Source organism: Acinetobacter pittii, assembly GCF_022449185.1.
Taxonomy (GTDB): Bacteria; Pseudomonadota; Gammaproteobacteria; order Pseudomonadales; family Moraxellaceae; genus Acinetobacter; species Acinetobacter pittii_I.
This window is the reverse complement of sequence record NZ_JAKUKO010000001.1, coordinates 913,266-929,354: the sequence shown is the minus strand read 5'-3', so window position 1 is coordinate 929,354 and position 16,089 is coordinate 913,266. Positions and strand designations below refer to the sequence as shown.

The 16,089-nt window shown below is 38.0% G+C and carries 15 protein-coding genes; 7 read left to right on the top strand and 8 right to left on the bottom strand.

Features of this window, described 5'->3' with window-relative positions; genetic code table 11:
• Window positions 1–331 precede the first annotated feature (331 nt).
• Window positions 332–1,327, top strand: coding sequence for a putative multidrug efflux protein AdeT1 (adeT1, locus tag MKX14_RS04390; protein ID WP_240281870.1), 996 nt, complete (start codon window positions 332–334; stop codon window positions 1,325–1,327).
• A 133-nt stretch (window positions 1,328–1,460) separates the two neighbouring features.
• Here the strand turns inward: adeT1 and MKX14_RS04385 are convergent, their stop codons facing one another.
• On the bottom strand, window positions 1,461–2,360 hold the full coding sequence (locus tag MKX14_RS04385) for a LysR family transcriptional regulator (protein ID WP_240281869.1): 900 nt from the start codon (window positions 2,358–2,360) through the stop codon (window positions 1,461–1,463).
• A 109-nt stretch (window positions 2,361–2,469) separates the two neighbouring features.
• Here MKX14_RS04385 and MKX14_RS04380 point away from each other — a divergent pair, with 109 nt between their 5' ends.
• The 5 genes from MKX14_RS04380 to MKX14_RS04360 all read left to right on the top strand — a co-directional run bounded on the left by MKX14_RS04380 (window position 2,470) and on the right by MKX14_RS04360 (window position 7,097).
• On the top strand, window positions 2,470–3,393 hold the full coding sequence (locus MKX14_RS04380; protein ID WP_171334266.1) for an alpha/beta hydrolase: 924 nt from the start codon (window positions 2,470–2,472) through the stop codon (window positions 3,391–3,393).
• Window positions 3,394–3,481: 88 nt separating this feature from the next.
• Window positions 3,482–4,240 (top strand): SDR family NAD(P)-dependent oxidoreductase, encoded by a 759-nt coding sequence (locus MKX14_RS04375; protein ID WP_004887188.1) that lies wholly within the window; start codon window positions 3,482–3,484, stop codon window positions 4,238–4,240.
• A 21-nt stretch (window positions 4,241–4,261) separates the two neighbouring features.
• Window positions 4,262–5,302 (top strand): NAD(P)-dependent alcohol dehydrogenase, encoded by a 1,041-nt coding sequence (locus MKX14_RS04370; RefSeq protein WP_240281868.1) that lies wholly within the window; start codon window positions 4,262–4,264, stop codon window positions 5,300–5,302.
• 257 nt (window positions 5,303–5,559) lie between these two features.
• A complete protein-coding gene (locus MKX14_RS04365) occupies window positions 5,560–6,399 on the top strand; it encodes a PAAR domain-containing protein (protein ID WP_240281867.1) in 840 nt (279 codons plus the stop codon).
• A complete protein-coding gene (locus MKX14_RS04360) occupies window positions 6,396–7,097 on the top strand; it encodes a hypothetical protein (RefSeq protein ID WP_240281866.1) in 702 nt (233 codons plus the stop codon). The genes MKX14_RS04365 and MKX14_RS04360 overlap by 4 nt, the downstream gene beginning before the upstream one ends.
• 48 nt (window positions 7,098–7,145) lie before the next feature.
• Here MKX14_RS04360 and MKX14_RS04355 read toward each other — a convergent pair whose 3' ends face one another.
• The 3 genes from MKX14_RS04355 to MKX14_RS04345 form a co-directional block, all read right to left on the bottom strand.
• Complete coding sequence (locus MKX14_RS04355; protein WP_240281865.1) at window positions 7,146–7,640, bottom strand: phage antirepressor KilAC domain-containing protein; 495 nt, start codon at window positions 7,638–7,640, stop codon at window positions 7,146–7,148.
• Between the two features lie 92 nt (window positions 7,641–7,732).
• A complete protein-coding gene (locus tag MKX14_RS04350) occupies window positions 7,733–8,830 on the bottom strand; it encodes a hypothetical protein (RefSeq protein ID WP_240281864.1) in 1,098 nt (365 codons plus the stop codon).
• 223 nt (window positions 8,831–9,053) lie between these two features.
• Complete coding sequence (locus tag MKX14_RS04345) at window positions 9,054–9,602, bottom strand: TetR/AcrR family transcriptional regulator (RefSeq protein WP_240281863.1); 549 nt, start codon at window positions 9,600–9,602, stop codon at window positions 9,054–9,056.
• 809 nt (window positions 9,603–10,411) lie between these two features.
• Between MKX14_RS04345 and MKX14_RS04340 the strand changes: the two genes are divergently transcribed.
• On the top strand, window positions 10,412–10,852 hold the full coding sequence (locus MKX14_RS04340; protein WP_108010593.1) for an HD domain-containing protein: 441 nt from the start codon (window positions 10,412–10,414) through the stop codon (window positions 10,850–10,852).
• A gap of 200 nt (window positions 10,853–11,052) precedes the next feature.
• Here MKX14_RS04340 and MKX14_RS04335 read toward each other — a convergent pair whose 3' ends face one another.
• From MKX14_RS04335 to MKX14_RS04320, 4 genes are read right to left on the bottom strand one after another with little or no spacing between them, the layout of a single operon-like run.
• Window positions 11,053–12,216, bottom strand: a complete 1,164-nt coding sequence (locus MKX14_RS04335) for a hypothetical protein (RefSeq protein WP_240281862.1) — start codon at window positions 12,214–12,216, stop codon at window positions 11,053–11,055.
• Entirely contained in the window at window positions 12,209–13,537 is a 1,329-nt protein-coding gene (gene tolC, locus MKX14_RS04330; RefSeq protein WP_240281861.1) for a TolC family protein, read from the bottom strand. The genes MKX14_RS04335 and tolC overlap by 8 nt, the downstream gene beginning before the upstream one ends.
• A complete protein-coding gene (locus MKX14_RS04325; RefSeq protein WP_240281860.1) occupies window positions 13,534–15,120 on the bottom strand; it encodes a GH3 family domain-containing protein in 1,587 nt (528 codons plus the stop codon). The genes tolC and MKX14_RS04325 overlap by 4 nt, the downstream gene beginning before the upstream one ends.
• The gene (locus tag MKX14_RS04320; RefSeq protein WP_170248859.1) at window positions 15,117–15,905 is read right to left on the bottom strand and encodes a hypothetical protein; all 789 of its coding nucleotides are present in this window, start codon (window positions 15,903–15,905) and stop codon (window positions 15,117–15,119) included. The genes MKX14_RS04325 and MKX14_RS04320 overlap by 4 nt, the downstream gene beginning before the upstream one ends.
• Window positions 15,906–16,089: the final 184 nt, after the last annotated feature.

Sequence of the window (16,089 nt, the reverse complement as noted above, 5' to 3'; positions counted from 1 at the left end):
TTACTAGCTACCATAAAAATTTCTTTTACTAGATCGCCTTTTGGCTACTAAAGTTATTAATTTGCTTAGGCTAAACTGCAATACATAAAAAGATATATATCCCATTGAAATTTAAGTAAATATTTTAAAAAACTCTCTTTACATGCTCTTAAAAACTGATATAGTACGTGTGTGCAGCTATTCTTTGAATTTAGCCTACTTGTAGATCTCAAATTATCTAAACAATGCTCTCTTTTGACTTTTTCTCTTTAAATTCTTATTTAAATGTCATATCTAATCTAAGCAAGATTCATACAATAATTTTTATAATTTAAATAATGGATAATTAAATATGGATCGTTTGAAAGTTATTTTACTTATTACAAGTACTTGTTTAACAACAACTCTTTATGCGAAACAACAAGTCGTTTGTGTGTATGACCCAATTGGTAAATCGGGAGATGCTTTTGCTTTGGCCAAAGATTATGCGCTTGAAGCCAAAAATTGGGGAGCTGATTTATCTTTAAAAGCATATGTTGATGAACGCATTGCGGCTGAAGATTTAAAAGTCGGAAAATGTGATGGTGCTATTATTAGTGGTTTACGTGGCCGTCAGTTTAATAAATATACAGGATCCTTAGATGCAGTTGGCGCATTAACAAATATGAAAACGGCAATTAATGCCTATAAGCTGTTGTCTTCACCAATTGCCGCAAAAAACATGGTGGTAGGTCCTTACGAAATTGCAGGTTTAGGCACAATTGGTCCTGCATATTTGTTCATAAATGATAGAAGTATCAATACACTTGCAAAAGCTGCTGGAAAAAAAATTGGGGTATTTAAATATGATGAAGCCCAACCAAGGCTTGTTCAACATGTTGGCGGTCAGGCTGTATCTGTAGACGTCACCAATGCTGGTTCAAAATTTAATAATCATGAAATTGACATTGTGCCCGCTCCTATTGTGGCATTTAAACCTTTTGAATTACACAAAGGTTTAGGTGAAAAAGGAGCAATTGTTCGTTTTCCTTTAACTCAAATTTCGGCAAACTTCATTATTCGTAAAGACCAATTTCCGGCAGGTTTTGGGCAAAAGTCACGAACTTGGGTAGCCAGCCAACTAAATAGAACCTTTGGCATTATTGCTAAATATGAAAGTGATATTCCTTCAAAATACTGGATGGATATTCCTAAAAATGAACAATTAAACTATATGAAAATGATGCGCGAGGCACGTATACAGCTAACAAAAGCAGGTATTTATGACCCTAAAATGATGAATTTTTTGAAAAAAGTAAGATGTAAAGAAAACCCAAGTAATTTTGAATGTGCGTTAAACGATGAATAGTGACTAATGCAGCTTTTCCCTTACATCATTAACCTTACCTAATTTTCTTACACGGATGTTTTGAGATATCCGTGTTTATTTAATTAGCAGCAAAATTCTAATCATTGACTCAAACCATAAGTCTTATGCGCAGCTATTTTTTATTAAAATTTTCTTTTAATGCATTGATTAAGATATTTAATAAAGGTGCTTGCTCCCGTCTATGCGGATAATACAAGTGATACGGTTCATAGCTATGTCGCCAGTCCTTTAGTGTTTCTTCCAGTTCACCACTTTCAATATAAGGCTGAACCATATCAATAGGTAGATAAGCGATGCCTACTCCACTTCTTACTGCTTGAAGCACGGGAGATAAAGTTGTAAAAACAATTTTAGCGTTAACATTAACACTCTGCGTTTTATTTCCTTTGGTAAATTGCCAACGATAAAGTTCACCATGTGTGGGTAACCTTAAATTGATACATTGATGTTCAACTAAATCTTTTGGCTGCTTAGGATGGCCGTAACGTTCTAAATATTCTTTGGTAGCCACTGTCAGCATTTGTATAGGATCACTAATTTGTAAAGCGATCATATCTTTAGAAACCAAACCGCCTCTTCGCAGCCCTGCATCAAAACGACCATCTACAATATCGACCAGACCATAATCAGAGGTAATTTCGACTGAAATTTTTGGAAATTGTTGTATAACTTTTTCAACAGCGGGCCATAGAACAGTCTGGATTCCATATTCATCGGCACTAATACGTAATGTTCCTGCCGGATCATTTTTTAAAGCGCTAAGCTGATTCATGCCATGTTCTATTTCTTCGATGGCAGGTTGAATCAAGCTAAGCAGATATTCACCTGCTTCTGTCGGTGCGACACTTCTGGTAGTTCTTGATAATAGCTTTATACCAATTCGGTCCTCTAAATTACGGAGCGTTTGGCTAATGGCTGATTGTGAAGTTCTAAGTTTTGCAGCCGCACGAGTGAAGCTTCGCTCCTGTGCAACCACAATAAATGTATGCAAATCATTCAGATTTTCTTTCATTATTTATAAGTATTCAATATAAGTGCTATCTCATTATAGTGGATTATCATAATGAATCACTAGGGGTATATTGGTTTCATCGAGATAGTTCTTCTCTTGGAGAAAAATGATGAAAACTGTAACTTTTAAAAATAAAGATATTGATGTTTCTGCAACTATACGTTTTCCAAAAGATTTTGATGAAAACAAAAAATATGCGGCGATTGTATGCGCCCATCCAATTAGTAGCTGTAAAGAACAAACTGCCGGTGCAATCTATGGTGAAAAACTCACTGAAGCTGGGTTTATTACTTTAGCATTTGATGCATCTTATCAAGGTGCTAGCGGTGGCGAACCTCGTTTCCTTGAAGACCCTGCAACACGTGTAGAAGATTTCCGCTGTGCAGCCGACTATTTAACAACGCTTGCTTATGTTGATGAAAACCGTATTGGTGTATTAGGCGTATGTGGTGGCGGTGGTTATGCTGTTAATGCTGCTATGACTGAACGCCGTTTTAAAGCAGTCGCAACTGTGGTTGCAGCAAACTATGGTCGTTTAATGCGTGAAGGTGACCAAACACCTGAAGCTGCGATTAAAACTTTAGAAGCCATTGCAGCACAGCGTACTGCGGAAGCTCGTGGTGCCGAACCATTTATTACCCAGTACATTCCAAACTCACAACAAGAGCGTGAACAAGCTGGCATTCATGATATTGATATTAAAGAAGCTGTGGATTACTACAAAACCCCGCGCGGTCAGGCAGAAGGTTCACCAAATAAACTTCGCTTTTCAGGTTTAGCGGCTGCTGTTGGGTTTGATGCGTTTCATTTGGCAGATCACCTACTCACTCAACCCTTACAAATTGTGATTGGTGGAATTCCGGGAGGCTTCGGTTCATATCGTGACGGTTATGAGCTATATAGCAAAGCGGCTTCTAAAGATAAAAACCTCTTTGTGGTTAAAGATGCAAGCCACTATGACTTATATGATCAACCTGAACCTGTTGCTCAAGCCCTAGAAAAAATTATTCCATTTTTTCAAAAACATCTTTAATTCATAAATTGGAAAGTTTCTCAAGCAGGGAAACTTTCCACTCCCTTCACCTCGTGTTTCACCCTCTCTTTATAAGCTGAATATATCTATGAAAACTGTTCTTATCACTGGTGCCAGCTCGGGTATCGGTAAAGCGCTGAGCTATAAATTTGCGGCTGAAGGTTTTAATTTAATTATTGTTGCCCGCCGCATTGAGGCACTTGAGCAAATCAAACAAGATATTGAATCGAAATATCCTGCCATTAAAGTACATATTGAAACTGCCGACTTAAGTAAAGATGGCAGTGCAAAACAACTTTATGAAAAGCTAAATTCTTTTCAGATTGATGTTCTCATTAACAATGCAGGCTTTGGTGATTATGGTTTTCCATGGGATGTTAACCTTGAGAAAGCCAACGATATGATTAACCTGAATATTAAGGCTTTGACGGATTTATCTTTGCTGTATGTAAAAGATTATGCAGACAAAGATTCAACCTTAATCAATACCGCGTCCATTGGTGGATACGCCCAATTTGATATTGCAGTCACCTATTGTGCCACTAAGTTTTATGTTGCCTCGTTTACCGAAGGTCTAGCTTTAGCTATGCAGTCTCAAGGCAAAAAAATGCGAGTTAAAGTCTTGGCACCGGGTGCAACGGCAACCGAATTTGTAGGCCAAGCTTCTGTTAATGGTGGCATAGATGGCGACCACCTATTTAGTCCAGAAGCATTTATTAGCGCCGAACAATTAGCGGATTATGCCTACCAACTGTATCAAAGCGACAAAGTGGTTGGCATTGTTAATGAGCAAAATGGCTTCGATCTCAAAGATCTTATTTACCCTCGAGTAGTTCTTGGCTCATAACTTCAAAATTGAGATTTAAAGATGAAAACTTATGGCTATGCTGCTGTAGAGCAAGGCACACCCCTTGTGCCATTCACATTTGAACGTCGCGAATCAAATGGCGATGACGTGACAATCGAGATTTTATATTCAGGCGTCTGCCACTCAGATTTGCACATGGCAAAAAACGACTGGGGACGCACGGTCTACCCACTGGTTCCCGGCCATGAAATTGTTGGCAAAGTAATTGCCATTGGTCGAGATGTGACTAAGTTTAAAATTGGTGACCATGTCGCCGTGGGAACTTTTATTGATAGCTGTATGGCTTGCGATCAATGTCAAAAAGGTGAAGAGCACATGTGCCGTGAAATCCTGACCCAAACCTACAATGGTCAGGATCGGGTCACAGGTGAAAATACCTATGGTGGATACGCCAAGCATATTGTCGTGAAAGAACATTTTGTTCTAAGCATTCCGGACCGTTTAGATATCTCTCGTGCAGCACCTTTACTATGTGCAGGCATTACTACCTATTCTCCTCTACGTACTTGGAACGTTGGCCCCGGTATTCGTGTAGGTATTATCGGGCTTGGTGGTTTGGGTCATATGGCCGTAAAACTTGCTGTAGGCTTAGGTGCAGATGTCACGGTACTTAGCCGTTCAAAAAATAAAGAAGCGGATGCTTTGCAATTGGGCGCACATCATTTATTAGATACTTCAGATGAGGCTGCCATGCAACAAGCATTGAATGGCTTTGATGTGATTTTGGATACAGTGCCAGTAAAACATGATATTAACCCTTATATTCCATTATTAGATATTGATGGAACTTTTGTGGTGGTTGGACAATTAGGATTACTCGAAGAGCCGTTTACTGTTCCAATGATTATGGGCCGCCGTCGAATTGCAGGTTCTATGATTGGCGGTATCGCTGAAACTCAGGAAATGTTGAATTTCTGCGCCCGTCAAAATATTTTACCTGACTGTGAAATGATTCGTATGGATCAAATTAATGAGGCATTTGAGCGCCTAGAGCGTTCTGACGTGCGGTATCGTTTTGTGATTGATATGAGCACCTTATAAACTCAAATACGTTCTGACTAAATTTTCTAGTCTAGTTGAGAGTTGTTTCCTTTCTAAAATCAGCGCAAAAGATTAAAGATAATGACCCTCTCAGCTAGAAATTTTTAACTGAATATTTATTTGAAAAGACTTTGAATGTAAAAATGACTTCATTTTTACCGTCTATCTTCATGAAGTTGCTTAAATAAAACTATACAGCACTGTCTACCCCTCTTTGCTATCATTCCACTACTTCATGAAAATAAGAAGGAATAGATTTGGCAACACCATATATAACAATAGGCTGCCCAACTTCAGGTGGTGGCCAAGTAATTTCGGGGAACAGTATGTTCCTTATTGACGGTATTGCCGTTGCCTGTGTCGGTGATAAAGCTACATGCCCAACTCATAAAGTCGTTGCGACAATTGTCTCAGGCGATCCATGCATGCAAATCTTTGGGAAAGCTGCTGCTCGAGTAAATGATTCACTTTCATGCGGTTGCAAATTACTGCCTAAGCAAAACTTAGTTGTTCAGGATAATGGCGGTGGAGCGTCATCATCAGCTGCAAAATCCTCGTCCGCTCCAATGGCACAAAAACAGCCAATCACAAACAGCTTAGTAAAAGATGAATATGAGAACTACTACATCGAGCAAAACACAACGAAATATGTAAAATTTACAAATGGTATTTTCCCGTACGATGAAGATAAGAAAAATATTTTTGGGGCAATTAGTCAGGCTGTTTCAGGTGTATGTACTTTCATAGTTACTTATATTCTAAAAGGGCAAGAACTTTTCGTGACAGTTTCTATGCTTCCTCCAACATTAAGCGGTGATGCTACAATTTTTCCATACGCAACACTTGATCTTGTACATAACAATCAGAGTTTAGGAAAAACACGTTTGGAAAAGGGAAAAGGCGTTTGGTCAACAGAAAACTCTAAGGAGCCTGTAGGTCAGTGTAAGGTAACTCTACCTAAACCTGATTTATCAACTATAGAAGCAACTTTAACTATGGGTTACACCGCAAAATTTGATGGCGGTACTGTTCGACCAAACCCACCTCACACTCGCTTCTCTTTTACTTTAAATTCAGCATCAAGACGTAAATCATGAATAGAAAATTAATCAGTACTATTGTTCTCATTTCTGTATTTGGAGTTACTGCTTGTAGCAAGGCATCAAATGAACAAACAAAGGTAGATACTACTGCGAAAAGCAGTTCTCAAAACGTAAAAACGGAATTATCAGCAAGTGATAAAGCGATTTTAGATAGATATGAAACAATCACAAATGAAGTTGTGACTTCTGGTGAAGATGAAAAGATAAAACAATCTTTAGCACCTTTAATACCTGAAATTAAGAAAGTTACTGCCAAAAAACAAAGAGAAATGGCATTGATGAATATTTATATGCTGTCTGGTATGTACAAAGAGGCTTATGAGTTAAATGAGCAACAGATCAAAGAGAAACCCTTGCCTCAGCGGATAATGTTTAGATGTACATTGCTTGAAAAATTAAATGAAGCCAAAGCAAAAATTCAACAGTGTCACGAAGCTTCTGCCCAACTCATACAAACCGAATTGAGTAAATCGACTAGCAAAAATGACCCTCAGTACCGAGATGCCGAATTTGTATATTTAACTGAAATGTATAAAGCTGGTCACACTGACTATAAAGCTAAAATACAGAAATTTATTGAGGAAACTAAGGATGTCGCATCAAAAGATAGATATAAATCTTTATATGATGCAGATGTTGAATCATTTTATGGTACTGATTCACCAAATTATGTACCAGAATCATTAAAGTAAAATTTAAATGAAAAGCCCCGAATATTCAGGGCTTTTTTATTGCCTAAATTATGTATTGTTGTTTCCTAGAAGCTTTGAAAGCTTGGTTAATCCCTTTGGTGTTACTCTCACCTGCTCCGTGATTTTAATCGTCCCATCGGGCAGCTGGATAACCTTTACTTTATGTTCTAAATATCCCGCTTTAATTTTCTCTTGATAAGCAACCCAATGTTTGCTGCCATGACGTTTGTAAATCCAGCTATTCATGTGAAGCCACTTATTAAATTTTTGCGGTTCTTGTTGTAGAGCTTTAGCAGCATCAGTTAGGCACATACTACCCTCCGCAGTAGCAATACGGTCAAATGCTTCCACTGTAGGTTGCATAACTTCAACTTTATATTCTAGTTCAATCACTTTTTCTGAATAGGTCAGTAAAGCATTACGTAAAATATTTGGATCTGCTAGTAATTGCATTGGATCGGTCGGTTGAATTTGTCCTGTTGCTACCGCGTCATCAGAAAAGTAATTTATTAATGAATCATTTTTTAAAACTGTAATACTCATAAAAAAGCCTCATCATGGGGATGAGGCTAGTTTCACTTTTTTAGACATATAGTTCATTTCATTTGCAAAAAACAATTATATTTATGCAAAAATTATTTATCTATTTCATTGTTATTAAAAGGTTTAAATATTTTATTTGCGGATGAGAAAATTTTTTCCAGGGTACTTTTTGATAACATTGCATCAGTATTTTTCGTCATATCTTCAATATTCTGAGCTACTAAAGATTGAACTCTCTTTCCTCCTACTGCTCTTTTCCTTTCTTCTAAAAGAGCACCAATAATACATAAATATTTATTTTCGATTTGTTCTATATGATTGTCTGAACTTTTCCGCACATTATTTTTATTAATATTAACTTTATTTTCTATATCTTTTCTTAAGAAACCTTCATGTAAAATTCCCTCAATTAACGAAGGATCCGTATTAAATATTTCATTTCTCTTTTTTCCATATTTTAGATAAATTCCATCATCATCAACTAAAAAATTTAATATTTTATTAGGTATTGATAGGCCAAAATCACCTTGGATTTTACATAAAATTTCATAATCAGAGGTCAAATCCTCATCTAGAAACTTATAAATTCCGCTTGAAAATATTTTAATTTTTTTATCAGAAAATGCATAATTTTTTCCATTAATATGTTTAACTAGAATAGACTCTTTTATCATATTTAATCTATTTAATTCTTCCTTTTTACTGATGAGATCAAGATATTCACTATCTGTATTCATCATATCTTCTATATGATCTTTCATATCTATATAAGTTCTGATTTCTTTTTCGACAATTTTTACTTTCTCTTCATGAGTATATTGTGAATACTTCAACTCATTAAATATTTTTTCTTTTTTAAGTTTATATTCTTCTTTTCGCATTTTGTAATAAATGCGAGACCTTATCCGCTCTACCCGTTCACTAAAATTACAATTCTGATAAATACATTCGGGCTCTTTGGGATCAGAAGGTCTTTCATAATCTGTTAATCGATAAAATTCATCTGCTTCAAATTGAGTTATTTCAAATCCTTTAATTACAGAAAACTCTGTCAATGCTTTCTTGACAATAGGAATACTATTTTCAAAGCAGTAAGTAAAAAACTCTTTATCATCGATTTCGGTATTTAAAATCTGACTCAACAAGTCTTTAGCTTGTTTAATTGATAAAAAATTTAACTCGTTACCCACTTATTTTAACCATCGACAATAAATTTATATATCTTTAATATACCTCAAATTGGGACATTTGTGGGGTATCTTTTTCACCATAAGTTACTGTATTATTTGGCCACTTAAGTAAGACTTGATAATCAGAGAAATTAATCTATCTACTGTTTTAAGTTTTATACAGTGTTTTATCAAAAATATCTAAAACTGCTCTACAGCATAAATCTTAATTACCTAAATACCCTCACCCCATCCCCCTCAAAAACACCTCAACCATCCTCCCATCAACCTCACCCAAACTTAAACGCTGAATAATGGCGCCTTCGATCATATATAAAAATAGTTTGGCATTGGCAAAGGAAGCATCACTGTTAAGTGTTCTAAGCAGGCTATAGATTTCATTGGTGAGCCATGTTCTATATCGCACGGCGGTTATGTACGCTTTGGGATGAGTCAGTTTTGTTTCAAAAATGGCTTTAAATAATAAGTAGTACAGCCCGTCTAGATCTGCATGTAAAAGATAGAGCTTTTTGAGTTTATCCATTGCACTTGTGCCGTGGTCATATTCAACCACTGAAACCACTTTTTCTTTTAGGCGCTCTTTTTGCACAATCAGGCAGATTTCAATCAACCGTTCTTTTGAGTGAAAGTAGTTATAAAAAGTCGCTTTGGTTACTTCACACTCTTTCACAAGCCTGTCGATGCCGACCAGATGAAATCCGTTGTAGTGAAATAACTCAATAGATTTATTTACGACTTGTACTGCACGTGTTGGGAGAACTATTTTTGGCATATTTTTACCGTTATAAAAATTATTGTTGTATATAAATGAGATGTAAAAACTGCGGCCTTTTGAGAGAAAAAAAGGCATAGCAAAGCCGTAAAGACTGTGCGCAGCACATCTCAAGTTTTAATTGTCTAAGTTTTAAGTAATAACGAGCTAAAGCCTGAATAAGCCTTACGGCGATCAAGCTGCTTAAATGTTTTAAGCTGTGTTGTTATAGCTTTTGGCAATGACTGCCAAGAAATAATGGATGTGCAAAGCCAACTCCTTATTTATGGAGTTCTGCCAAGACATTAGAATTATGGTGGCAGAACGGAAGTGGGTTAGCAGACTGGTTAAGACATCCAGCACACCCGTAGGTGTCCCACTCCCGTCCTACCGCTACGGGAGGGAACGAGATGTGCACGCACAAAACTATTCCTCAGAAGAAATAATCCTGATGCGGTCTTAAAACGGTCTGCTAAAACCGACTGGCGATGTAGGCCAGCCCGCAAATGGTAATCTCCAATATTTGAAGTGTCAATGTGAAATTGGCTAGAAAATATTTAAATAATTATTGTTTTTCATTTAATTACATAATTAAGGAAATTCTTAAGTAATATTTTTAATCTACCCTTATATCATTAAGTTAAAGTTTAAAATTTCAAAAACTTAAAGTCTGAATTGTCCTATTTCAACTAAAAATGAATAAATAAAAAGAGACACTACTGTTATTAAGAGATGTTTTTAAGAGTCGCTATCCAGTATAAAATTATGACCTAAGCGACCTATCTCACAAATTAGGCCGCGTCATATACTTAAAGTGATAAGAGCAAAAAATGACTCAAAATAAAGTTGAACTCGCAGAGAAATTATCAAAAGAATCGCATCAAGGTCAAAAGTATGGCCCTCATGATTACTTTGAGTACCATATTAAAGGTGTGGTCAATTCATTAATTGAGCACCAATTTTCAGAAGTCTATATTATTACTGCTCTTCTACACGATAGCGTTGAAGACACACCTCTTACCCTAGACAAAATCGAAAGTTTATTCGGAAAAGAAGTCCGCGATGCCGTTGATGCATTAACTAAACGGGAAACTGAAACACGCGAAGAATATTTAATTCGTTGTAGCTTGAATCCAATCGCTCGAGTTGTAAAACTTCATGATGCAGCCTTTAATGCGCATAACTCACATAAGGACAATAATCACTCACGTGTAGATTATTATCTTCAAACCATGCTAATTGTTTCAACGGCGCAAGATAGGTTGGGCTAAAGGGTCAAATTCACTAGGTTCATTAAATCCAAAACGTTTTATCTTGATTTTGTAACTTAATCAAAATCACCATGAGAAAAGACTCTTGCTCTAGCTGACATTCACCATTTTGCACATATATTTGCTCAATCCTATTTAACATTCCTAAGAATTGAGCAAATTTTTGCGCATTAATGATCTACGGCGAAATTATCTAAGGGTTAAATACGCCCAACTTCTAAGTATGGAATCAGGTTTTTATCAAAATTTGGTCGTGGATCGCCTTCATAACTAATAAAACCATGCATTCCCGTTAAACGCTCACCTTTATAAAACTGGTTTAGCTGATAGCGCGGGTCTTTATGTGAAAGCGTAAAGCTGACCACACCAACGCCCTGCTGTTTTGACTTGTGATATGCATCTTCGAGCATTTTATGATGCAAAGCCAAATCTTCGGGATGGCACATAAGCGTATGTAACACATGGTACTGAATAGAATCACCGAGTTTAGGCAAACGCATGCCCTTAGTAATTGGAGTCAACAAGTTATAAACGGGTCTAAGCACAGCTATGGCCGAGCTATAATTTAGAATCTTAGTTTGCTTAATACTATGCTGATCCCACAAACCAAACATACCCACCAGCTTTTCATCTTTAAAGTAAAGTGAAAAGTCTGAGAGTTTTATGCCTGAAAAATACTGATGTCCTTGGGCAAGTTCTTCAAAGTTATAGGCAGGAATAAAGTTATAAAACTCTGCCATATCGGCAATAAACTGGTTCATGGCTTCTACATGCTGAGCTTCAGCAACACATGTACGGATCTCTTGAATATCACTCTGTTTATCAACTTGCTTTAAAAAAGCCGTGATTTTCCGTTTTGCGCCAGTACTGGTCAGGCTTAATGTCTCTATAAGCCCTTCGTCATAATAATCAGGCATTCCCGTTTTGCCCGTTTGGATGGCAGCGCGTGCGGCATGGTTATCATCAAAAATAATCATTTGGCTAAAGTTCGGTGCGTGCATGGTCTGTTTTACATGCTTGGCTAATACCTTCACCAGTGATTTACCCCGATAACTATGATCTACACGTAAATCACCCGCATAGCGTAAGTTTTGAATGTTCCGATCGACATAACACGGACGGTAACCATTGCTATAACAAGCGACATTCTTTTGGCTTTCAGTATCTTCAATTACAACATGCAGTTTATGCCGATAGACAATGTCAGACGCTCTAAAATAACTCGGTTCGCGCTGAAAGCTAATTTGTATGCCTTTGGTGGTCATGGGTACGGCGATTAAGTCTCTTAAAGCCTGATCATCAGCCAAAGTTGCTTCACGGGTAATCAGCGTATTGTCAGTAAGTGGTGGATTTGTTTTATTCATTATTCACCTGTTGTACGGCCTGTGTAGGAACCAAGTTATTTAAACGGCCCATTTGGTCGAGTAGCTGATAGACAAACACCACTTCGTCTTGGTCATTCACGGTTTTTTGGGTTTGTACATCGAGTAGCTTTTGCTCGGTATTGAGCAAATCAAATGTCGTTTTGGTGCCCACATCAAACTCTTTACGTGTGTAGACAAAGGCAATAGACGCGGCCTCAATGGCATTTGCCAGTGCTTCTTTATTTTGTCGAATGGTTTGAAGCTGCGCATAGGTTGTACGGGTACGCTTATTTAAGTCTAGTTCAAGACTTCGTATTTTCTGGTGAGCCAAATCAATATCGGCCTGTGCTTTTTTGACGTTAGCGCGATTTAAGCCGTCGTCATAGAGCGGTACATTCAACTGCACCCCAACCATATAGTTATTACTTTCAGAGCCAATATAGCTCGCTTCATCTTGCTTTCCGGCACGACTGGTGAGCATAACCGTTGGCCACAGTTCCCGTTTAGTGAGAGCATATTGCTTTTCTGCGGCCTGCTTTTCGTATTTGCTACGCATTAAAGCTGGATGGTTTTTGGTTTGCGCCAAGATTTCATCCAAGCTCGCGGGAATAGCGGGTAGCTGTTTAATGGCAACAAGGTTGTCAGGTGTTGTACCCGTTACTTGATAAAACTGTGCCTCACTTACGGTTAAGTTAGATTGGGCCTGTGTGATATCGGCTTGGCCTTGAGCAACTTGCGCCAAAACCTGAGCCAAGTCTGCACGGGTAATCATTCCTACATCAAAACGGCGCTTTGACTCATATAAAGACCGTTGCAGGTTTGCCATAGTCTTTTGTCTAAGCTCTAAAATGGCTTTCTTCTTTAATACATCGGTATAGACCATCACAGTATTTAAAATGGTTTCCGATCTTTGATCTGATAAACCTTGGTTTTGTGCAGAAAGCTGACTTTCGGCAACATCAATTCCTAAACGGTGTCGTCCAGACGTATAAATCGGATAATCTGCCTGCAATTGCAAACTTCGGCCTTTACGGTTTCCTTCGGTTGGAAACAAGACGTGTGAAGGCGTATTTATTCTTTCATAATCCAGTTGCCCGACTAAATTAACTTTGAGTCCATCACGCTGTTTAGCCTGTTCAAGCATAGCGGTGGACTGGTTCACACTTAAACGGCTGACTTCAAGCTGGCTTTCATGCCTTAAACTAGCTGACAAAGCCTCATCTAAAGTCATGGCGTGTGTGTTCGACACAACCAACACGCCTAAATACAAGGCGTGTCGAAGTGTTAAAAACCGAGTATTAAATGGCTTCATCCCTTTCATAGTTGTTCCAAACTATTGAGGGTGACTTTTTTAAGTGGCTCAGGCTTGATATTGCCTTCGATAATGCCATCCAACATGACTAGTTTCTTGTACGCATTCCAGCCATTATTGGCTTGGCGAATTTGTGGCTGGTCGAGCTGCCCTAAGTTTCGTGCAAGTTCATAGTGGAAGTTTTGACGCAAAATACTGTCGATATATTCATTACTAATGCTGTCGTGAATTTCACCTTCAAAAAGCACGCAATAAAATGGTTTAACCTGTTGCTGCGTATCAATCGCCAGTAAAGAAATCGCTTTCGATTCGGTTTCATTTAATTGAGACAACAACTGTTGAGCTGTTTCAGGTGCAAGTTTTTCACCTACCAGATCGACCCCAAAACGGCGGCCTTGGAACTCAAAACACGGAATTTGCTCTATAAAGCCAGTGACGCGTAAGCAATCATCCAGACAGTAACGAAGCAAGCCATTACCCGAGGTAATCAGCGGGCTGACCACATCCCCTTGTTTAAGCTGCCACGACGGAATGATTTGTCCTTGTTTCTCACCCTCTAAATATTCAAATTCATAGAAGTGACTTTGGTAGGCCAGCGGGTATTGGTCGTTGTAGGGAATAGTCACTACACCTTCCGTCGCCCATAGTCCTTTACCTTCAAACTGAACATTGGGTAATTTCTCTTTTAATTTTTCGGCCCAAGCTTTTGAACCTGCGGTATCCCAACTCGACACCAGACTTAACTTTGGCCAGAGCTTTTTAAAGTCGATCTGTGTGCCGTTTGAACTTGCAATTAAGGCTTGAGCACTTTCAGAGCTACGCGGTGCAGTGACTTCCTTTAATGAAGCCTGACGGTTACCCCATGAACCACTTTGTAAAACCTCAAGCACGTCTTGTTGTAGCAACTCCAAACGCTCAAGCAATTGCAGCGCAAACGTTGGGCTCCATACCGAAATCATGGCTAAATTACGGTTTGCGACCAAATAACAAATAGTGGCAAAGAGTGCATCGTCAGCATTTGCTGCAAAGGCAACATTACTTGGAACAGCTTGGGTAAACTTAGACAAAATACGCTTACCTACACCCAGTAATGCACTGTCATCATTTAGGTTTTTGTCTTTCAAAACTTCACGCTGACTTTCAGGTAACCATGACACCGACCAGTAATGTGTACCCGAGCTGAGCTGTGGGCATTTACGGTATAAACTTGCCATCCACGGCGCAATCGCATGGTCAAGTTCATCTAAAAAAAGTTTGGTATATGGAATAAACTTGATTTGCTCACTCGAACCACTGGTTGGCTGGAAACGAACCAGTTTACTGCTCGACAGTGAAAGCTTTTGTTCACGGTAACGCTGAATGTCTTCTCGCCATGCACCGTAACGTGTCGCTGGAAAAGCTTTTACAAACTGCTCATAGTTTTGAACTTTCTTATCTTGGGCAAAGGTCGAAGTCTGTAATATCGAATGCAAAATTTGACGTTGTGTGGTCTCTAAGGCATTAAATTGTTTTTGAAAATTACGGTCAGATGCATCACACCATTTTTTTAAAATCAGATGCGAACCACGAGTTAGCCATTCATTAGATTTCATTGGATGGCCTCTCTACGTTTTGTTTTATGGGTTACGCATGCTTCAAACTTTCCTTTACTGGTCGGTTTAGTCATTAGTTTCACAGGGAAACGAGCTATGTCTTTCCAACCAAGACGGCCAATACACGGTAGTTCTGTACCGGCTTTCCATGTCGGATTTTTCTGCTCAAAGAAATGAATATTTGGGTTCTTTTCTCTCATTTCGGCAGTAATCGGTGCAACTTCGCCTTTTAATGGTTGATAGTCATCGCCAAAATTTAAAAGGCCCGCTTCGCGGTCGTAGTATTCACCAAAGAATTTTTCACAGTAGTGCTCAACGACTTCGGAAAGATGCTGGTTTTCGTCTTTAATATTTGGGTAATAGACATAGTAGTTATTGGCAAGTAAGAGATAGGTCTTATAGCCCTTAGAAATGAGGAGCCAATAGAGTTCGTTAAATGGATATTTGATTCGAAGCTTAATCATAAGTTTGAGCATGGTACTTTGCAGACTACGCGTACCCCAAAACTTCTTCAAAATAACCGTATCACCGCTAAAGAGTACGGTGTAGTCTTTACCGTTTAAGTAGAAGTGCTGTACCACCACAGTCGAGAAACCCACAATCTCATCTGTTTCCGAATCAAAAATTAAGATCGCACCGCTTTTATTTTGGAAATCATCTACGAAAATAGAAAATCTGGTATTTTCATAATACTGTTCGTAAATGGAATACATCACTTTTAATCGCTCAGTATCGATTTGCTCTTTTTCAAAATATTGACCATAAGTCGTGTTTTTCAGGTTCAATTTTGAAATTAGTTTATACGTTGTATTAATCATAATCCTTTAACCTTCCACCTCTAATTTGTGAGTTCCCCGATCTCATCAACCGATTTTTAGAAAACTCAGATCAATGTTCTTTTTCTATGAAGGGATACGTTTTGATATGCCCTATTGTTTTTCATTCTTTGAAAGCTGTCTTTATTTTTAA